At 53.7% G+C, this 18,490-nt stretch carries 17 protein-coding genes and 1 tRNA gene; 9 read left to right on the forward strand and 9 right to left on the reverse strand.

The genetic code is table 11. The features are described 5' to 3' along the window. The first annotated feature begins 66 nt into the window (after positions 1 to 66). From ACR0IU_RS16845 to ACR0IU_RS16860, 4 genes are all read left to right on the forward strand, one after another. Positions 67 to 900 carry an ABC transporter ATP-binding protein gene (locus ACR0IU_RS16845; RefSeq protein WP_029622175.1) on the forward strand — a complete coding sequence of 278 codons (834 nt, stop codon included), beginning with the start codon at positions 67 to 69 and terminating at the stop codon, positions 898 to 900. A 19-nt stretch (positions 901 to 919) separates the two neighbouring features. Then, entirely contained in the window at positions 920 to 2,137 is a 1,218-nt protein-coding gene (locus tag ACR0IU_RS16850; RefSeq protein ID WP_480717055.1) for a phenylacetate--CoA ligase family protein, read from the forward strand. Between the two features lie 105 nt (positions 2,138 to 2,242). After that, complete coding sequence (locus ACR0IU_RS16855; protein WP_480717056.1) at positions 2,243 to 3,907, forward strand: ABC transporter permease; 1,665 nt, start codon at positions 2,243 to 2,245, stop codon at positions 3,905 to 3,907. A gap of 78 nt (positions 3,908 to 3,985) precedes the next feature. Continuing rightward, a complete protein-coding gene (locus tag ACR0IU_RS16860) occupies positions 3,986 to 4,336 on the forward strand; it encodes a DUF2794 domain-containing protein (RefSeq protein ID WP_010442919.1) in 351 nt (116 codons plus the stop codon). Here ACR0IU_RS16860 and ACR0IU_RS16865 read toward each other — a convergent pair. The 3 genes from ACR0IU_RS16865 to ACR0IU_RS16875 all read right to left on the reverse strand — a co-directional run bounded on the left by ACR0IU_RS16865 (position 4,333) and on the right by ACR0IU_RS16875 (position 6,902). Further along, on the reverse strand, positions 4,333 to 5,070 hold the full coding sequence (locus ACR0IU_RS16865) for a C40 family peptidase (protein WP_170542614.1): 738 nt from the start codon (positions 5,068 to 5,070) through the stop codon (positions 4,333 to 4,335). The genes ACR0IU_RS16860 and ACR0IU_RS16865 overlap by 4 nt on opposite strands. Beyond that, positions 5,067 to 6,449 (reverse strand): leucyl aminopeptidase family protein, encoded by a 1,383-nt coding sequence (locus ACR0IU_RS16870; protein ID WP_480717057.1) that lies wholly within the window; start codon positions 6,447 to 6,449, stop codon positions 5,067 to 5,069. The genes ACR0IU_RS16865 and ACR0IU_RS16870 overlap by 4 nt, the downstream gene beginning before the upstream one ends. Before the next feature lie 63 nt (positions 6,450 to 6,512). Continuing rightward, positions 6,513 to 6,902, reverse strand: a complete 390-nt coding sequence (locus tag ACR0IU_RS16875; protein WP_480717083.1) for a hypothetical protein — start codon at positions 6,900 to 6,902, stop codon at positions 6,513 to 6,515. Between the two features lie 245 nt (positions 6,903 to 7,147). On the opposite strand from ACR0IU_RS16875, the gene ACR0IU_RS16880 reads away from it, so the two are divergent. The 4 genes from ACR0IU_RS16880 (at position 7,148) to ACR0IU_RS16895 (ending at position 9,538) form a co-directional block, all read left to right on the forward strand. After that, positions 7,148 to 7,621 carry a phosphoribosyl-AMP cyclohydrolase gene (locus tag ACR0IU_RS16880; RefSeq protein ID WP_480717058.1) on the forward strand — a complete coding sequence of 158 codons (474 nt, stop codon included), beginning with the start codon at positions 7,148 to 7,150 and terminating at the stop codon, positions 7,619 to 7,621. A 132-nt stretch (positions 7,622 to 7,753) separates the two neighbouring features. Beyond that, complete coding sequence (locus ACR0IU_RS16885) at positions 7,754 to 8,284, forward strand: SRPBCC family protein (protein WP_480717059.1); 531 nt, start codon at positions 7,754 to 7,756, stop codon at positions 8,282 to 8,284. Between the two features lie 604 nt (positions 8,285 to 8,888). Next, the gene (locus ACR0IU_RS16890) at positions 8,889 to 9,206 is read left to right on the forward strand and encodes a hypothetical protein (RefSeq protein WP_480717060.1); all 318 of its coding nucleotides are present in this window, start codon (positions 8,889 to 8,891) and stop codon (positions 9,204 to 9,206) included. Between the two features lie 47 nt (positions 9,207 to 9,253). Continuing rightward, complete coding sequence (locus ACR0IU_RS16895; protein ID WP_480717061.1) at positions 9,254 to 9,538, forward strand: hypothetical protein; 285 nt, start codon at positions 9,254 to 9,256, stop codon at positions 9,536 to 9,538. 41 nt (positions 9,539 to 9,579) lie between these two features. On the opposite strand, the gene ACR0IU_RS16900 is transcribed toward ACR0IU_RS16895, so the two are convergent. The 5 genes from ACR0IU_RS16900 to ACR0IU_RS16920 all read right to left on the reverse strand — a co-directional run bounded on the left by ACR0IU_RS16900 (position 9,580) and on the right by ACR0IU_RS16920 (position 16,485). Next, positions 9,580 to 10,005 (reverse strand): CAP domain-containing protein, encoded by a 426-nt coding sequence (locus ACR0IU_RS16900; RefSeq protein WP_480717062.1) that lies wholly within the window; start codon positions 10,003 to 10,005, stop codon positions 9,580 to 9,582. A gap of 1,077 nt (positions 10,006 to 11,082) precedes the next feature. Continuing rightward, entirely contained in the window at positions 11,083 to 11,391 is a 309-nt protein-coding gene (locus ACR0IU_RS16905; RefSeq protein ID WP_480717063.1) for a hypothetical protein, read from the reverse strand. A 993-nt stretch (positions 11,392 to 12,384) separates the two neighbouring features. Next, the gene (locus ACR0IU_RS16910) at positions 12,385 to 13,734 is read right to left on the reverse strand and encodes a pentapeptide repeat-containing protein (RefSeq protein WP_480717064.1); all 1,350 of its coding nucleotides are present in this window, start codon (positions 13,732 to 13,734) and stop codon (positions 12,385 to 12,387) included. Next, positions 13,724 to 15,553, reverse strand: coding sequence for a glycosyltransferase family 4 protein (locus ACR0IU_RS16915; RefSeq protein WP_480717065.1), 1,830 nt, complete (start codon positions 15,551 to 15,553; stop codon positions 13,724 to 13,726). Before ACR0IU_RS16915 ends, ACR0IU_RS16910 begins: the two co-directional genes overlap by 11 nt. Before the next feature lie 845 nt (positions 15,554 to 16,398). After that, positions 16,399 to 16,485, reverse strand: a tRNA-Leu gene (locus ACR0IU_RS16920). Positions 16,486 to 16,683: 198 nt separating this feature from the next. On the opposite strand from ACR0IU_RS16920, the gene ACR0IU_RS16925 reads away from it, so the two are divergent. Continuing rightward, the gene (locus ACR0IU_RS16925; protein ID WP_480717066.1) at positions 16,684 to 17,667 is read left to right on the forward strand and encodes a complex I NDUFA9 subunit family protein; all 984 of its coding nucleotides are present in this window, start codon (positions 16,684 to 16,686) and stop codon (positions 17,665 to 17,667) included. On the opposite strand, the gene ACR0IU_RS16930 is transcribed toward ACR0IU_RS16925, so the two are convergent. After that, positions 17,668 to 18,471, reverse strand: a complete 804-nt coding sequence (locus ACR0IU_RS16930) for an undecaprenyl-diphosphate phosphatase (protein ID WP_480457006.1) — start codon at positions 18,469 to 18,471, stop codon at positions 17,668 to 17,670. Positions 18,472 to 18,490 lie beyond the last annotated feature (19 nt).

Genomic DNA, 18,490 nt, shown 5'->3' on the forward strand with positions numbered 1-18,490 from the left:
AGGGGCGGCGGTAAGCTGCCGCCCCGATAAAACGGTCCCACGGGGCAGGCATGAGGATATGCGCTGATGCTGGATGCTGCACAAACCACTGATGTACAAGCCGAAACATTGCTTGAGGTCAACAATATCGAGGTGATCTATAATCATGTGATCCTCGTGCTGAAAGGCGTTAGCCTGACTGTGCCGAAAGGCGGTATTACTGCCCTATTGGGCGGAAACGGCGCGGGTAAGACCACGACACTTAAGGCGGTGTCGAACCTTCTGCATTCCGAACGGGGCGAGGTTACCAAAGGCTCGATCAAATATCGCGGGACCAGCGTGCATGAAAGTGACCCGGCTGTTCTAGTTGAAAAGGGCGTGATCCAGGTAATGGAAGGCCGCCATTGTTTTGAACATCTGACTGTCGAAGAAAACCTTCTGACCGGCGCTTATACACGCAAAGACGGCTCGGCTGCCATCCAGCAGGATCTGGAACTGGTTTACAATTACTTCCCACGATTGAAGGAACGCCGCCGGTCGCAGGCCGGATATACTTCGGGCGGCGAACAGCAAATGGTGGCGATGGGCCGGGCGCTGATGTCACGCCCCGAGACGATCCTGTTGGATGAACCCTCGATGGGTTTGGCCCCGCAGTTGGTCGAAGAGATTTTCGGCATTGTAAAAGACCTGAACGAGAAGGAAGGCGTGTCCTTTCTGTTGGCCGAACAGAACACAAATGTGGCTCTAAGGTTCGCTCATTACGGCTATATTCTGGAATCAGGGCGCGTTGTGATGGACGGACCTGCTGCCGAATTGCGCGAGAATCCTGACGTTAAGGAGTTTTATCTCGGCATGTCAGACGAGGGCCGAAAGAGCTTTCGCGACGTGCGCTCATACCGCCGTCGCAAGAGATGGCTGTAAGCGGGCAGAGGATATTTCGATGACCTATTTCGATAAGCTTGAAACCCGATCAGCAGATGAACGCGCAGCGGATCATGCGCGCGCCTTGCCTGAACAGATCAACCGCGCGCAGGCAGCACCCGGATACAAGGATATCCTTTCTGATGTGCAGTCAGACGCAGTGACTGATATGCAGGCGCTGGCGCAATTGCCGGTGCTGCGGAAATCTGACCTGACCAAGGCACAGGCTGGGCGGCCACCATTTGGTGGGTTTACAGTGAAACCTGCGCGGAACTTCCAGCATGTGTTCCAGTCACCGGGCCCAATTTATGAACCGGGCAGCACCGATCACGACTGGTGGCGCATGGGCCGCTTTCTGAATGCCGCAGGCGTGGGCCCGGGCGATATCGTGCAGAATTGTTTCGGATACCACCTGACCCCTGCAGGTATGATTTTCGAAAGCGGAGCCCAGGCGGTGGGCGCGTCGGTTCTGCCAGCCGGCACCGGACAGACAGAACTGCAGGTAACCGCTGCGCGCGATGTGGGTTGCACGGCCTATGCCGGAACCCCGGATTATCTCAAGATCATCCTCGAAAAGGCTGACGCGATGGGTGTTGCTCTGCAGTTTTCGAAGGCAGTCGTGGGCGGGGGTGCGTTATTTCCTTCCTTGCGTCAGGAGTACGCGGATCGGGGCATAGCTTGCCTGCAATGTTATGCTACAGCGGATCTGGGCAATATCGCCTATGAAAGCCCGGCCATGGAAGGAATGATCATCGACGAACACGTCATCGTCGAGATTGTCACGCCGGGCACTGGCACACCCGTTGCCCCCGGTGAGGTTGGTGAAGTCGTCGTAACAACTCTCAACCCCGACTATCCTCTGATCCGGTTCGCCACAGGCGATCTGTCGGCTATCATGCCCGGAACCTCTCCGTGTGGGCGCACCAATATGCGCATCAAGGGCTGGATGGGGCGCGCTGATCAGACCACCAAAATCAAGGGTATGTTTGTGCGTCCCGAACAGGTGGCCGCACTGGTGGATAAGCATGACGAGATCGTCAAAGCCCGCGTTATCGCGGCTCGTCAGGGCGAGATGGACACGATGACCGTACAGATTGAAAGCCCATGCGAGAATGACGGTGCCTATGCCAAATCGGTTGCCGAGGTGCTGAAACTCAAAGGCGCGATTGAGGTCGTGGCCCCCGGCTCATTGCCCAAGGATGGGTTGGTGATCGAGGATCAGCGCGTCTACGAATAAGGGTCTGCGGCAGTATGTGCCGCAGATTTGTTTCCCGTCACACTGGTGTTTCTTAGCAATTTGGTCGATTAAAGACGGTACCTTCGGGATTCTCAGTCAGGCATCATGGCCGAAATCGAATATTCAGAACACGGAACACGCAATCGCGGCGCCTTGGGCACGCGTTTCGTGGGAGCTATCGCCTGTATTGTAGCAGCAGCTTGTCTGTTGCCGATGGTGGCCGTGGTTCTGGCAGCGGTGACCGGCGGAACGGACACCGTTTCACACTTGTTAGAGACTGTACTACCCAGTTACGCTCTGACAACGATCATCCTTGTTGCGCTGGTTGCAGCGGGAACATTTTCAATCGGGGTTGGGGCGGCCTGGCTGGTGACCATGACCCGTTTCCCTGGGGTGAGATTTCTCGAAATTGCATTGGTGTTGCCGTTGGCCTTTCCGGCCTACGTTCTGGCCTATGCCTATACCTTCATCCTTGACCACCCAGGTATCGTGCAATCCACACTGCGCGATGTGACGGGCTGGGGGCCGCGCGACTATTGGTTCCCCGAAATTCGTTCGACCGAGGGCGCGGCGATGATGTTGATCCTTGTGCTCTATCCTTATGTCTATCTGCTGGCACGGGCCGCGTTTTTGCAGCAGAGTGCTACCGCCTTTTTGGCCGCCCGCGCCTTGGGGAACGGACCCTGGCCCGCCTTCTGGCGTGTTTCTCTACCTATGGCACGTCCCGCCATTGCGGGGGGAGTGCTGTTGGCTGTGATGGAGACCATCGCCGATTTTGGAACCGTCGCCTATTTCGGTGTCCAGACATTTGCCACCGGGATCTACACAAGCTGGTTTTCCATGGCCGACCGTGCCGCTGCAGCTCAGCTTGCTTTGTGCCTTTTGGGATTTGCACTTGTGATGGCTATGGCTGAACGGACACAGCGTGGTAAGGCCAAATACTACCAAACCGGCAAACAACATGCTGCCCAACCTGCCGCGAATCTGAAGGGCACAAGGGCGTTTGCCGCTTTTTTGCTCTGCGCAATTCCGGTTCTGTTCGGATTTCTTCTGCCTGTTGTGATCCTCGTGCAGATGGGTCTTGAATCCGAACAAAACCTTCTGTCACGCAGATATGTTAGGTTCATTCAAAATTCGCTAAAGCTGGCCGGAACTGCAGCCGTAATCACTGTTTGCGCCGCCATCTCGGTCGGGTTCTATCAGCGCCTCAGACCCGGGCGTGGTTCTGCCACGGCGGCTTATCTGGCGCGGCTGGGTTATGCGGTGCCCGGTGGAGTGATCGCTGTCGGGCTGATCGTACCCTTTGCCGGGCTAGACAATGCGCTGGATGCCTGGATGCGTAAAACCTTTGATGTTTCAACGGGACTGCTGGTTACAGGTTCGATCTGGTTGCTGGTCGCGGCCTATATGGTGCGCTTCCTTGCCGCTGCGCTCAGCGCATATGAAGGTGGCCAAAGTACAGTGCACTCGAATATGGACGCTGCCGCGCGATCGCTGGGGCAGACACCGCTGGGCACATTGCGCCGGGTGCATTTGCCGATCCTGACCCCTTCGCTATTAACGGCGTTGCTGATCGTCTTTGTCGATGTCATGAAAGAATTGCCCGCAACTCTTATCATGCGGCCCTTTAACTTCGACACATTGGCGGTACAGGCTTACCGGCTGGCGTCGGACGAGCGGTTGGAAGGTGCAGCGGTGCCGTCACTGGTTATCCTCGCAGTGGGGCTGTTGCCAGTGATCCTGATTTGTCGTCAAGTTGGACGCAGGTAGCACACGGTCGGTTCTAATAATTCGTGTCGCGATTGCACTGGGCTTGATTCAATGACGATTTCCGGCAAGGCTTGTTTTATGAACATGCAGCCTCCCAGCCGGTTCGGGTCCGGCTCTGCCCAGATGCCGGTCGCGTTTGACCGGCGTGAGATGTCTCAAATCCTGTCTGTCTATGGCCGAATGGTCGCCGCCGGTGAATGGCGTGACTACGGAATTTCCAATTTACGCGAGACAGCCGTGTTCTCAATTTTCAGGCGAACTGCCGAACATCCGATTTACCGGGTGGAAAAACACCCCCGCCTGCGAATGCGGCAAGGTATGTATTCGGTGGTGGGTATGGATGGGCGCATTCTGAAACGTGGGCACGATCTGCGCTCTGTTTTGAGAGTTCTGGAACGCAAATTGATCCGGGCGGTTGACTCTGATTAGAGCCTTTTATGCGCCGTAACTGGCCCATCGCCTTGCGCTGCAATTCGGGCAATCGCCTGATCCATAGGCTCAAGCGCGACAGCCATGTGATAGGCATTGGCGTGGAGCAGCAAATTCCCGGCCGCCACCCAGGCCACATGGCCCTTCCAGAATAGCAGATCACCGCGTCGCGCAGATTCCCCTGCAGGCACAAGTTCTCCGACTTCACGTTCCTGATCGCCGCTGTCTCCGGGACAGGGGATGCCGCAGGCCAGCAGGGCAGCCTGTACCAAACCCGAGCAATCCAGTCCGAACCGGCTATTGCCTCCCCATAGATATGGTGTACCAAGAAACAGTTCTGCAGCGGCAACAGGATCGGCGAGCTGAGAGTAGGCAGGGACAGCGTGGACCGCTGGAATAAAGCCCAGTGCGGTCTCCATAAATCTGTCTTCCTCCGACAAAACGCGAATTCTGCTGCCGAAACTTAATGAGGTTAGGTCGCGGCTTTTAATGTCAGGCTTCTCGTATGCGTGGGTCGAGCCCGCAACGATCCAGTGAGTCTGGGGCTCAATTGGGCCCAACCGATCGGTGGGCAGCCATCCCTCATAACCATCCTTGCTAGCTTTGATCTTGCTCCAGCCATCAAGCTCTTCTTCGATGGTCACAGAGTCACCGAACAGCAATTGCCGGTCGCGCGAGCCATCAGGTTGACGTAGCAAATCGACGACGGGACGGATAATACGCGCTTGGGTCATAGGCCAAGAAGCTCCGGAAGGGCCGCCAGAAGGGCACGTGGCCCTTGACCCAACCCGCCCTTGCTGCGGCCGGGTTCCTTGCTACGTTGCCAGGAATAGATGTCAAAATGCATGTAGCGGCTGCGGTTAGCAAACCGGCGCAGGAATAGCGCTGCGGTGATCGACCCCGCAAACCCACCGGACGGCGCGTTGTCGAGGTCGGCGATGCCAGGCTCAATCATCGCTTCGTAGGGCTCATGGAATGGCATGCGCCACACCGGATCTGCGACAGTTTCTGCTGCCCGTGCCAGCGTTTCTGCTGCCTTGTTGTCATCGGTATAATACGGTGCCAAATCGGGCCCCAACGCTACCCTTGCTGCACCGGTTAACGTGGCCATCGATATCAGCAGATTGGGCGCGTCCTCATGTGCCAGCGCCAGCGCATCGGCTAGAACCAACCGTCCTTCGGCATCGGTGTTGTTGATTTCTACGGTCATTCCATTTCGCGCGGTTAATATATCACCGGGACGGAATGCGTTGCCCGCAACCGAGTTCTCGACAGCTGGGATCAACACCCTCAGTTGTAATTCCAACCCGAGCGCCATGATCATACGGGCCAAACCCAGCACATTGGCTGCGCCACCCATATCTTTCTTCATCAACCCCATCGAGGCACCTGGTTTCAGGTTCAGCCCTCCGGTATCGAAACAAACCCCTTTGCCAACCAATGTCAGTTTCGGGCCGCTGTCACCCCAATTCATCTCCAGTAGCCGAGGCGCCTGTTCCGCTGCGCGTCCGACCGCGTGGATCATTGGAAGGTTCTGGTCCAACAGCGCCTCGCCACTGATGACCGATACATCTGCATCGAACTCCTGCGCCAGGTCCTCAATGGCTTGTTGCAATTGCGTGGGGCCCATATCCGCAGCAGGAGTGTTGACCAAATTCCGTACTAAGGCCTCGGCATTTGCCATGATCTCGATCCGTTTGGCATCCACACCTTCGGGTGCAACCAACGCGGCATTTGCAGCGCTTTGCGCGGCGTAGCGATCAAACGCATACCCGGTCATCAGCCAGCCAAAGCATTCAGCTTCAAGCACGTTCGCCGGGATGCCCGAGGCTATGCGATAGGTCCCTTTTGGTAACGATTCTGCCGCTGCGGCCAAGGGAAACCGTTTGCGCGCTCGTTTTGCCGCGCTGCCATATCCCGCAAGGGCAAATTCAGGCTTACCATCTGGGCCCGGCACCAAAACTGTTTGACCAAGTGCGGCAGAAAAACCATCCGCCGAAACCCATGAGTGCACGTGATCCGGCTGATTTTCCAGCCAGCCCGCCAATTCGGATTGCTGCAGAATATATAGCGGCAGAGACGGGTCAGTAGCGGGGGCAAAGGACAGGGTCATACGGGCCTCGGCTGGTTGAAGTTCCGCACAGACTATCTGTCTGCGGCGTCCCCGCAACCCCTCTCAGACCGATAGATCCTGCTGATCCCAGATGGCGGTCAGCGAACGCTCGCCAACCCGGATCAGACGGCATACCGTGGCGCCGGTAGCTACAGCATCGCCGGCATCAACCGAATTCACGACGTCACCCGCGACACGGGCCAATGCTGTCATGCCGACCTGTTCGGATATGGCCACCAATGATTTGGCGCATTTGCGCAGCCCAGTCCAATCGCGTTTCCGCCAGAACCTTTCGCAATTGGACAGGCGCAGAGCGAGTTCTTCAACTGTTCTGCACAGCACATCCATCGCATTGCTGTCACCAAGTTGATGATACAGGCTGTTCAGGCGGTCCGGGTCCAGACGCACGGATTCTTTCTGTTCAAGCGTGATAATCTTGTCCACCACATTCACCCCAATTGATATGCCCCCACGGCACAGATGAATCTTGCTGTCAAAATACTTTGCAAAACCTTGCCCTGATTCAGGAGATTGGTTTGAATTTTCGAAGAATATGAGCTTATCGGCTGGAACTCCTGCGTAATACCGCGCATTGGCCCAAGTGCACTTCTGGTTCGGACCCCAAGTGCGGCCCTTGCTTTGGCGCATGGTTGCTGGCAATTAGCTTGGCCAAACGGCGGACTGAAAGGGATAACACCATGCCGATTGATAGCGAAGAACTGGCCGCCGCGCGTAACGCCTGGGGTGAAGGCTTAATTGCGATCTCGAATGCCTTTGAAGACGGCGGCATCGAAGCGGCGCGCGCAGTTGCCGAAAGTGTTCTGGACGCCGCTTATGGATACAATCTGGGACCGGTTCTGTTCAAACCGACAATGGCCTCGGGAGATCAGACCTTTCGCCCGACGCGACATGGCGCACTGGCTTATTTTGTTGGCCACGACGATGAATATCCGCATGACGCAGGCTTTGGGATCAAGGGATGGCGGTCGATGGAAAGCGTCACATCCGCCAGTTTTGTTGAGGGTGATGTTGCGATGTGGATGGGCTGGATAAAACTCACCGACAAGAATGGAAACGTCACGCAGGTCGACAAGAGCTTTGGCTACAAAAAAGATGGCGAGGGTTCGCTGCGGATCGTCTTGCACCATTCCTCATTACCGTACCAGCCATGACATTGAGATCGAGGTAGTCTGAACCGGCGAGAATATTGCTTCAGGGAACTTCAGCAGGTGTAGATCAGTCCTCTGATTCTGCGCTGCTTTTTGATATAGTCTACCCAGTTCAATTGGATTCGGACCATTCCTATGAGATTGATTAAACGTATTCTCGTCGCCTTTCTTGTTATCATTCTGGCACTGGTTGGGGTATCCTACCTGCTGCCAGGTAAAGCCGAGGTGTCGCGCAGCATCACGATCGACGCCCCGGCCGCCCAGATATTCCCCTATGTTAATTCGATGCAGGAGACCGAGAAATGGTCGCCGTGGCTGTCGCGTGATCCCGAAACCAAACTCAGCTACAGTGGCCCGGATGCTGGGGTTGGCAATACGTTGAACTGGAGCTCGGACAATCCGCAGGTGGGCACTGGATCACAGGAAATCATCGAAAGCACCCCCGATCAGTCCGTCAGAACCGCCCTCGACTTTGGCCCGATGGGGACTGCAACGTCTACATTCGCATTGCAATCCGAAGGTGCAGGCACACAAGTGACATGGGGTTTCGTGTCTGAGCTGGGAATGAATCCTATGTCCCGCTGGATGGGCCTTATGATGGATAACTGGGTCGGTGGCGATTATGAGCGCGGGCTTGAGAACCTTAAGGCGCTGGTCGAGGGATAGCGCCAATTCGAGACGTTGATTTGGGCTCGTGAATGTCTCGTGAGTTCAGGGCATTGAGGCAAAAATTATTTTGGATTCATTGTGTTATCAGTAACCAGAATTTCGGCGATGACCAAACGTCTTTGAAAAAGGTTGAGATGACAACCAGCCGCTCAATCAATTCGTTCACAATGCGGGCTCGTTTCAAATCTGGGAGCGCGTATTTGTACAGATGCCCGGTTTTTGGAGTCCGTTGTGCTTTTGTATTCGGAAGGCTACCTGAATAATGGTCAAAACCTCAATCAAATTGAGTGTTTGTGGACATCTATTTAGGAAGAAATGGTGCCCCTAGGCGTAGAAACTTCGAACCAATTATTCGCTCAATTGGAACGGTGGGAATGCACGTTAGATTTCGCGTATGAAGAGTTTGATAACACTTAACTTCAAACAAAGCCAAGTTTGTTGCGCAGCCCTAAGGCGACATCACCCCAAAGAGAAGCGAGCCAAGCAGAACTGTGATCAAAATCGAAGGCAGCAACAGAGAAGGTAAACTTGTCGGGCTAACCAAGTACGACGGGCTAAGGGTAGTGTTCGGCACAGACTGGATGAACTGGTTGGTGCTTTGATGGCTCACTGCCTGGAAGCATTGAACAGCGCAAAATCTGGCAGCGCGGGTGAACTAGACGATGAGCGGGCATTCATGATTTCCATCATCCACTCATTGCGCCACGAGATGCTGATGAGAGAATGCTGGCAGTCCAAATGGCAACCACGCACGCATGTTTCAACAATTCGGTCGGCACTTTGGCTTGATGCCGCGGAGACAATCCCTCATGCCCATCTCCGCTTCACGGGACTCAATAAACACACGCGTACATTCGCCGCGCAGATGGAAGCTATTCTCAAATACCAAAACGGCGGCAAACAGACGGTCTCTGTTTAGCATGTGAATGTTAAAGCTGGCAGTCAGGTCATCGTTGGGAATGTCGAATGGGGGAAATGAAAGTTGATACCAACCCTATGCAAAAGGCGCACACGGCCTCACCATGCACAGCGAAGTCAAAACACAATGGACTTCCCTGCAAAAACTCTGCGGTAAAAGGCTGGATGGTGTGCCATATGCACGGCGCAGGTGGTGATCACGGTCCCGGCAAAGCCAATCCGGCCTACAAGCACGGTATGCGCGCCAAAGAGGTCCAGGAGATGAGGAAAGCCGTCAACGAGCATGTGCGTCTGACTCGCGCTTTGGAGCGGCTGGTCGAAAGCGAGGTTTAGCAGAGAGCTTGTTGCCTGTTCGGTCAATTCTCAGCACAAGACTATCGACACCGGGCGGCTAGAACTATCACCCAGGTACTATCCGCCTCCTCGTACAGAGCAAACTCCTGGGCTTTGGACGACAGCAAATTGTCACGATGACCCCTTGATTGCACCCAAGCCGTCATCACGGCGTCCAAACCACTCTGCCCTTTGGCGATGTTCTCAGCAACGAAACACCAATCATAGCCTGCCTTGCGTACTCGTTGGCCTACGTCAGACCCGTTGGAGCCGGTATGAGAAAAGAACCCCTTCTTCACCATGTCTTCAGCATGTGAGCGGGCAGCGTTCTCTAGCTTTAGATTGTAGCTTAATCCTTGAAGACCTTGGCTTTTTCGAAGTGTGTTCAGTTCGTCCGTCGCTGTGGGGTTTGCCGCGAGATGCGTGGGCAAAAGAAACGCCAGGATTAACAACAAACGTGCCATCATTTGCTTACCAAGCTCTGCCTAGAATGGATCATGCAGCTTCATTGAACCCATGTTGAGTTCCTGTTGGCCTTGTCTGATCCAACATTATCGCATCGAGGATTCAATTTGCATAGACAGCGGATACGCTGGCAAAAGGTACGACGCGCTGAACTCGTACCCCCTCATAAAAATCGCTAATCCCATCACGACGCGCCGCATCACACTGCTATATGTGTTAAGTGTTTCAATTTAGGCTTTGCAGTGTAAATCCTGGTGGAATTCGTACATACGAATAGCTCAATCCTTATATTGGCCGAATAGAGTGATGCTCGTGGGGCGACACGCCGCACTAGGTAACCCCCTCAAATCCAGTTGGAAAAACTAGAACATGCTAAAATCAAGACATGCCGCCCACCCTGACAGGGTCGCATTGCGGCAAAATTGTGTCCACGATTCATTGTGAAACTTACTGTTCTCGAATCGGAAACAAAGCGTTTCGCCCTATTTTGGAGCATTACGGGAATCCCCCAATTTCGGACGAGGCACTAACCTGGTTAATTGGGTTAACGGAACAAACTACTACTCCGTATACCCCCTCATGAGAGAGGGGCTGGCCAAGACCCCCTCATCCAGCCCCTCACCACCTTCACTCTCAATCATTCGTGAGACGATGAGTCCTCCCCCTACTCCCGAATCGGGAGGCCAGCGAAGCATGCCACAAGTAACCCGTCATATTCTGCCCGCTAAAAATGGGGTGTTCGGCAGGCCAACTGTCAGCACACTAAGAACTCTACGCCATCACTCCGGTTTGGTCGGATGTCGGCTCTGAGCCCAAAGCAGATCGCGTCTGAAGGTCAATCAAGCATCCTCTTTGAAGACTGCGTCGTCGTTCACGACTAGGTCGATTGTCCCCTCATAGTTTGATGGAACTTTGGTCTCTTTTTACTGATTTCAATAAACCGGAATGGTTCGCGTATGCGGGCCTTATTCGATCGTCAGCCAAACAGTGGGTGCGGGCCAACTCATTAATCAATAAATTGAGCTGACCGTCGCGCAAAATCTATTATACGAGAGTTTCCCAAGACAGACTTACTTGCTTTAATTTTTGTTTCTGTTTCCTGGTCTGAACGGCGTATTGTCTGGGTTGGGATTGAAGACGGGGTCTGCTCCGGTATTCTCAGCCTGGTTTTTCCACGAATTTCCGGGCACGCAATCGTCTCCATTGCCCCAGCCATTGTTGCACTTCGATATTGTTACTCCGCTTGCTGCCGATTTGGCGACCGCTTCAGATGCAGTAAGTGCTACGGTTGACGCTCCACCTACTACGGCAGAGTATTTCAATAGTGCGGCCAGGACTTGTCTGCGTTCAACACTTTCACTAGTTTCAGTCGACTGATCATCAAGCATACACGGAACTCCTAGGTAACCAGAAAAGCGCAGGAAACTATATTTTACAATACTTGACCTAGCAAATATGTCAATTGTTGGGCACCCATTTCCAACTTTATTAACGCATGTCCAGAAGTCCTAAGCCGCAGCCTGTTCAGACGGCTTCGTCCGCACAACCGCCGTTAGTCTCGTCGCCAACCATCAAAAAATTCACCAAACGTTCCCCCTGCTTTCGCTATGCTTGATCCATGTGCGGACGACTCGGCAGACCCGAAATGACTTGGGTGGACCTTTATGCTCTGCAGAACTGGGTCGTGAGCGGGGTTCCAATCCCAACTCAACGCGATCCCAACTCCAACGACCTACCCATGAACTGGAACGTGAAGCCAATCCAGATGTAGGACATGGCATTATTCATGATGAACGGCTGATAAGCTCTGCGGCGCGCTGCTGGCTTGTGCCGCATTGTCTACTGGTCCGAAGTCTGCTTCCGGCCGAGCGAAGATCGCCGAGGCTCAACGCAAAAGGTGGGCAAAACAGAAGGCCGAAAGTTGATCAACTTGTACGGACGGCTAAGTATTCCCTTAGTAGGAACAAATCTGCGGAAATCTACCGAGGATCCGGCAAGCTCATCTCATTTGTGCTTCTGCTGGAGCCCAGAAATGGCCCAATTTTGCGTTGTAACGTCTTTAAGCCGAATTAAGAGATTCGCTGAATATTGAGGGGCGGAATACAGCCCGAACTAAGTTTGCAAGTGGCGCATGCCGTTCGCCTATTCACGCCTAACTAGGGTCCACAAAAAGATTTTGGAGTTAGTGTGGCCGCCCCCGGATCGCATGCAGCCGATGTCGGTGGCGCGCAGTTGAATTTGCGTACTGGGGCACTAATGGCGCCGACGAGGAAGCGATTTTAGAACTGCTTGAGCGAATACCACTTCCTACATCGGCTCACTGCGTTACGGAGGTCGTGATCTGATTGGGATCGGCACGAAACTCATCTTCAGCGAAGTTTTTACATCCGATCAAAATTTCCCATGTAGTCTATAATCTGCAATCGTTGTCTACGACCTCGTCTCTGCTGGAAATAAGCGAGATGCTCTGGAAACCTGAGAGTTGTTAAAACGATTGCGTAGTCCAGTACTTCCCAATCGAAGTCGGAAGCGACCGAATTTGTCATCAAGAGCAGTGTGCCTGGTAAGTCTAGTGCAGCATGCACCAAGCTCTTATCGGCGCTCGGCGAGGTGTGTTGTACAACTCTTTGGATCCCGTTGTGACTCCAAAGGCGTTGATCGATGCCGTCTTCAATCCCGCGCGCCATCTCTCGCACGCTGTTGATATCACGGCAGACTACGCCCCCGTTTAAGATGCTAGGCATCCCGCTCACCACATCGAGTACTTCGGATACGATACCCTTCATCTCGCTGTGTTCAGTAATCTCCAAGTTGTGCCCCGAGCCACCATTGTAAATCTCGGCACGCTCTAGAAGCCTGGCATTTACGGCCTCGTCGTAGGAAAGTTCAAAGACGGTTTCGCCGTTGAGCTTCTGCGAAGCGCGACGAGCTCTTTCCGTCACAGGTGTATTGCTGAAAACAACGATTTGAACGCCGGGGTAGCACGAATGAACGTTTCGCAGAACACGTGGATCCATCCTTCCATCGTCGAGCATGAAGATATGGCTGGTCTCATCAGACAGCGGACCGACAGGCAATGTAGGTGATCTACCTGGGACCCCCCAAGATGTGCCTTTCACGATCAGTCTTGCCTGAGATGGGTTTTTTATTGAGCTTGTCACTGAATCAGAGCCGAAACGTTCAGATAAGCGATGTCGCAATTGCTCGACGTAAGCCGACTTTGGCGCAAGAATAAGCGCGACGCCTACCATATCGCGGTCACTTAGTTCTGACAGCAAGGCCTCAAGCAAAGTCGTCCGGCCGGTCCCAGGCGGCATAAAGACGATCGGACGTTCAACGCCTTGTTCCAGCGCTAACATTATGTTCGAGAGTGCCTCACGTTGAAATGAACGCAGTTCAAAACCCATCGTCGTGCGTAGCGTGGCACGCGCTGAGCGGTGATCTGATTGCGGCTGTGGCCAAACTGTGCCTTCGTCCTGGTTTTCCGCGAAGATGGCGCCCTCAAGCTTTGCGCGGTCGAAGCGGCCGCCACGGAGGTCGGCACCGGTGAAGTCATAGCCACCGAGATCGCTGTGGCCAAAATCCACATCTCGGAGGTCGGCGCCCCTAAGGTCAGCAGAGGGATCCAATCCCGCGATGTTGACGAGCACGGCAAAATCGTCCCCATCTCGCTTCAAAATCTCTTCGAGGACGCTTTTCTGTTTATCGGTTAAATCGAAGTTATAGTGCATCTATAATCGCCTCGCTCAGAAGGATATGGCCGCTCCTTTCTTTTTTGATGCACTTTTGAAAAAAGATCTGCATCACCTTCTCCGTTGCTTTTTTGGAACGCTTTTTCCCAAGTGGGGCCTTAAACACACAGCCTATATCGTGAGGCGCCGCGGTTAGCTCTAACGTCGCACCAGAGGTAGTGTTTGGGGGAGTCTTTATGCAGCACAAAGCTTCGAAACCCAGAACTTTTCCATGAAGCGCGTCTGAACCATTGGGATCGCTGATTGCCCAGACACCACCAGACATCGGCTCGATGCCGTTGCGTAGATTAGGAGGATCGCCCAAGCGGTTGCCGCGTATGGTACCGCCGCGCGGAACAACTTGAAGGCGGGCCTGCTTCACGAAGACTTCGGCGCTAATCTTCCGCACCTGAAGCGGCGTTGTTCCAAATCGGAGCTCTGCTAGGATCTCAAAATCTATTGGTCTGTGACCCTGTCCCGTCGTTACCTGCAGCTCCGCACATTCGCTGTAGTGGTTCGTTTCGGAATACTTGAAAGCGTTCCTATCGACATGTTGGTCAGGACCGCCTGAGGCCGTGGTGCTGTTTGAATCGACCAAGACGTTTTCTGTACTCAGAAACTTATAGAACTGTTCTGCAGTATTCTCCCAAGTGCATCCGCATTCGGCCTTCAGATGCTTCTTTAATGAGGCCGCATTTGCCTTTGCTTTCCCCAGATCCTGGGCGATTTGCAAGATGGCATTGGCGAGACTTTCCTTATCCTCGGGATGGAGGTCGCCACCTTTGAGATCGATTCCAACTACGCACCCGGTTCCGGTCCCGTGCAATTTTCTATCAATGAACTTGAAGAGACCAGTTTCGCGTCCCAAGATTAGAGGGACCTCGCAGCCAATAGCTTCCCATCCCGCAAGCCCAAAGCCTTCACGGTAGGAAGGCATGATGGCCAAATTCGATTGAGCTAGTTGATCAATGATGGCCCCGGGGTCGTCGTCGAACTCGCCCGGTACAACATTCACTTGCCGCCCGGCCTCTTCGTTTGCCAGCGCCTCAAGTTCACCAGCGTCGATCCGATCTTTCTCGACGCCGACAACCGAGATTGATGCGGCTCTCAGAGTAGCTACCAGATCGTTGCTTTGTTTTACGGCCAAACCGAACGCTGCAGCGGCCAGCCGGCTCTGCTTTAGCGGTTCAGAATTGGTCTCGAAACGACCTGCCGCAAATGCCCTTAGTTCTTTTTCTCCAGACGCGTTTTCGGTGAATGAGCGCGGAAACCCAGGGACAAGTATGCCAGCTTCGCGGTTGCTAAGCGACAATCGCGAAGCTGATTCTGCCAGTTCGCTACCAACGCCAAAGAGCACCACACCTTTATTGGAGAAAAGTTCTGTTTGGAACTTTTGGTTCCCAGTTGTTTTCTGACCCATGCCGGGAACGAGATTTTGATAGTCGTAGTAATCCATGTGATGGATGAGTGCCACTTGTCCACCATGTTCTGCGGCGATCACCGCTGCTGGGCCGGTGAAAACGTCGTGTCCGACCCAAAGGCCCACAGATTCGACGATACCGTGCTTCTTGAGCTCAGTGACGATCTCGCTACCGCAAGTGTCAAGCGGCAGCCCGTCATTGTCGCCCTTTATTCGCAGAAGCGTTACTCCATCCTCTTTTGCCTCAAGGCTTGCTTCATCTGACCAACCAGATACTGCACAGGCAATCTTGTAAAACGGGTGACCGACCTTGGCCAATCCGATGGCAAGTGACTGATTGAAAGCATTAATACCTCCTTTTGCAGGCCCCCATTCCGTGGCGATCAGTACTATCAGCACGACAAATCACCATTTGAAGCGGTTGCAGCTTTACCCGCCACAGACTTACTGGAGGAGCGAAAGATTTCTGCCTCGGAAAGAGGCTTCGTCACGAATTTAGTCGTCATTGCTTGAGATGTCAGGTTTTACCAATGGAAAGAACAGTGCATCGGAACGTCAACCTCTATATTCCTATCGATGTTCGCATTCTCTTTTGTCGCGAATCTGATAAACTTCTTGTCAACACGCGGAACCTTAGCAATTATAGGTTGAGTATCACTTGGCCACTTCTACCAATGTTGCTGAAGCGATGTCGATAGCTTTTTGGGCAGAGGCCTTGAATAGTGAAAAGAAGATCGGAAACACACAGGCACAGAGAAAACTGAAGATTTGTAAAACTATTTACTCCGGTTCTTTGGAACATTTACCTCGCGAGAAATCTCTTGCAGATTGTCAAAGAGTGTTTCCTGCGTTTCGTGTATGCGCGAACTCTCCTAGCTGCACTTGCGTTGCGAACTGTTTATATCGCGCATTCTTTGGATTTCGAGGCTTGGTTCTGAAGGCTTACTAAAGGTTTTCCACTGAAGTCTGAGTCAAGCTGCCGCAGCATCGTTTAGGTTACGAACGATTTTGATAATCTCTCGCGTCTAGCCATTTCGGGCATTTGGAACGGTGAGGGCAGGTTGCCTACAAAACACTTGGCATCGAGTGCAAGTCATTTGATGCCAAAGCACAAATAAGAAACTTTTCTGAAGTAAGAGGTGCTGCGGTCAAGGAACCCGAAACCAAAAGGTGGTCCACGAGGTGGACTGCAATGCCATATTGACTCGCAACAAACTGATCTTGCATATATTTTTTGGAGAATTTGGTGCCCAGGAGAGGACTCGAACCTCCACGTCCATACGGACACTAGCACCTGAAGCTAGCGCGTCTACCAATTCCGCCACCTGGGCAGGTGTCGTGGAGGGGCGTTTAAGCCGACTGGAGGTAGGCGTCAACCGGATTCGGGGCGTTTTTTGAAAGTTTTTTAGTGTCTCGCCCTGACGGGGATACACGCATTGGATTTTCGCGGATGCGCGGCGTTATTGCGCCTTGTCCGTCGAGCGGTTGGGCGGTAGATCAGATCAGAACCAGACAGCAGGAGCGCCATCATGTCCAAACTGGTCACGATTTTCGGTGGATCGGGCTTTGTCGGCCGATATATCGCTCGGCGCATGGCAGCCGAAGGCTGGCGTGTTCGGGTCGCTGTACGGCGACCCAATGAGGCGATGTTTGTGCGACCGTATGGCGCGGTCGGGCAAGTTGAGCCCATACTGTGCAATATCCGCGACGATGCTTCGGTTGCTTCGGCGATGCATGGTGTCGATGCTGTGGTCAACTGCGTCGGTGTCCTGAATGAGCTAGGCAAAAATGCGTTTGACGCGGTGCAGGCCGACGGGGCCGAACGGATCGCCCGTCTGGCTGCGTCGAACGATGTCGATCGCATGGTTCATATCTCCGCCATTGGCGCCGATCTGGATTCTGATAGCGAATACGCACGCACCAAAGCCCAGGGCGAGGCGAATGTTCTGCAACACATGCCGGGGGCTGTTATTCTGCGCCCTTCGATAATCTTCGGGACCGAGGATCAGTTCTTTAACCGATTTGCAGGAATGGCGCGCATGAGCCCATTCCTGCCTCTTGTCGGAGCCGACACCAAGTTTCAGCCGGTCTATGTGGATGATGTTGCACAGGCCGCTGTTCAGGGTGTTTTGGGCAAGGCCTCTGCAGGGGTTTATGAGCTTGGCGGTCCTGAGGTTAAGAGCTTTCGTGGCTTGATGCAGCAGATGCTCGAAGTGATCCATCGTCGTCGGATCATCATAGGCATGCCATTCCTCGCAGCCAAAATCATGGCGGGCGTACTGGATATCGTAAAGTTTGTTAGTTTCCAGTTGTTCCCAAACAATATCCTAACCCGCGACCAGGTTAGAAACCTGCGGCGCGATAACGTCGTGGCAGAAGATGCCAAGGGGTTTGTGGATCTTGGGATTGAGCCCGCAACACTGGATTCGATATTGCCGGAATATCTCTGGAAATTCCGCCCATCGGGTCAATATGACGATATTCAGAACTCAGCCAAGAATCTGCGTATCTGATCAGGAATAGGCGATAACTAACAGGATCGCCCCAAGGATCACGCGATAGATTACATAAGGTGTGAAACTGACGCTGCGCAACAGGCGCATCATCAGGCTCAACGCCAGCAGTGCGGCAACAAATGCAAACGCTGCCGCGATGACTCCGTCCTTCGCCAAATCCCAGTTAGCATCCTGGATGACGTCAACCGACAAAAGGGCTCCCGAGGCCAATATTGTTGGAATAGACATCAGCATCGCAATCCTGGCCCCATCTTCCCGTGTATACCCGAGTTGTCGTGCACCCGTGATGGTAATCCCAGACCGTGAGGTCCCCGGGACCAGCGCCAGCACCTGCCATAGCCCCATTATCACTGCATCTCTTATGCCCCAATCAGAGGCATGTTTGGTTTGCGCGCCTTTCTGATCCATCCAGTACAGCAGCAATCCGAATCCCAGCATCGTCCAGCCGATGACCGCGATTGAGCGCAGGGATTGCTGAAGCTCCGACAGGTACAGAATCGCGCCGACAATAACGGTTGGAATGGTGGCCACGATTAATCCGAAGGCCAGCTGTGCCCTGGGAGTATCAATTCGCCCGGTCAAAACTTCTGGCAGACCGGCCAACGCCTGCCTCACATCTGACCAGAAATACAGAACCACGGCACCAAGCGTACCCAGATGAACAGCGACATCGATCGCCAGGCCTTGGTCACTTGCGCCGGACAGGCCCGGAAGCAGGATCAGATGGCCCGAGGATGAGACCGGCAAGAACTCGGTGACGCCTTGGATAATCGCCACAAGAATCAAGTGAAAAAGACTCATCTGCTCTGCCGGTGTTGTG

The organism is Ruegeria sp. CL5 (assembly GCF_056536485.1).

Bases quoted from the DNA above. Each gene is read 5' to 3' on its own strand.
- ACR0IU_RS16895 (WP_480717061.1), top strand. From the start codon at position 9,254: ATGGGGGAAATGAAAGTTGATACCAACCCTATGCAAAAGGCGCACACG.
- ACR0IU_RS16870 (WP_480717057.1), bottom strand. From the start codon at position 6,449: ATGACCCTGTCCTTTGCCCCCGCTACTGACCCGTCTCTGCCGCTATAT.
- ACR0IU_RS16860 (WP_010442919.1), top strand. From the start codon at position 3,986: ATGAACATGCAGCCTCCCAGCCGGTTCGGGTCCGGCTCTGCCCAGATG.
- ACR0IU_RS16885 (WP_480717059.1), top strand. From the start codon at position 7,754: ATGAGATTGATTAAACGTATTCTCGTCGCCTTTCTTGTTATCATTCTG.
- ACR0IU_RS16910 (WP_480717064.1), bottom strand. From the start codon at position 13,734: ATGCACTATAACTTCGATTTAACCGATAAACAGAAAAGCGTCCTCGAA.
- ACR0IU_RS16865 (WP_170542614.1), bottom strand. From the start codon at position 5,070: ATGACCCAAGCGCGTATTATCCGTCCCGTCGTCGATTTGCTACGTCAA.
- ACR0IU_RS16890 (WP_480717060.1), top strand. From the start codon at position 8,889: ATGGCTCACTGCCTGGAAGCATTGAACAGCGCAAAATCTGGCAGCGCG.
- ACR0IU_RS16905 (WP_480717063.1), bottom strand. From the start codon at position 11,391: ATGCTTGATGATCAGTCGACTGAAACTAGTGAAAGTGTTGAACGCAGA.
- ACR0IU_RS16845 (WP_029622175.1), top strand. From the start codon at position 67: ATGCTGGATGCTGCACAAACCACTGATGTACAAGCCGAAACATTGCTT.
- ACR0IU_RS16900 (WP_480717062.1), bottom strand. From the start codon at position 10,005: ATGATGGCACGTTTGTTGTTAATCCTGGCGTTTCTTTTGCCCACGCAT.
- ACR0IU_RS16855 (WP_480717056.1), top strand. From the start codon at position 2,243: ATGGCCGAAATCGAATATTCAGAACACGGAACACGCAATCGCGGCGCC.
- ACR0IU_RS16925 (WP_480717066.1), top strand. From the start codon at position 16,684: ATGTCCAAACTGGTCACGATTTTCGGTGGATCGGGCTTTGTCGGCCGA.
- ACR0IU_RS16930 (WP_480457006.1), bottom strand. From the start codon at position 18,471: ATGAGTCTTTTTCACTTGATTCTTGTGGCGATTATCCAAGGCGTCACC.
- ACR0IU_RS16850 (WP_480717055.1), top strand. From the start codon at position 920: ATGACCTATTTCGATAAGCTTGAAACCCGATCAGCAGATGAACGCGCA.
- ACR0IU_RS16880 (WP_480717058.1), top strand. From the start codon at position 7,148: ATGCCGATTGATAGCGAAGAACTGGCCGCCGCGCGTAACGCCTGGGGT.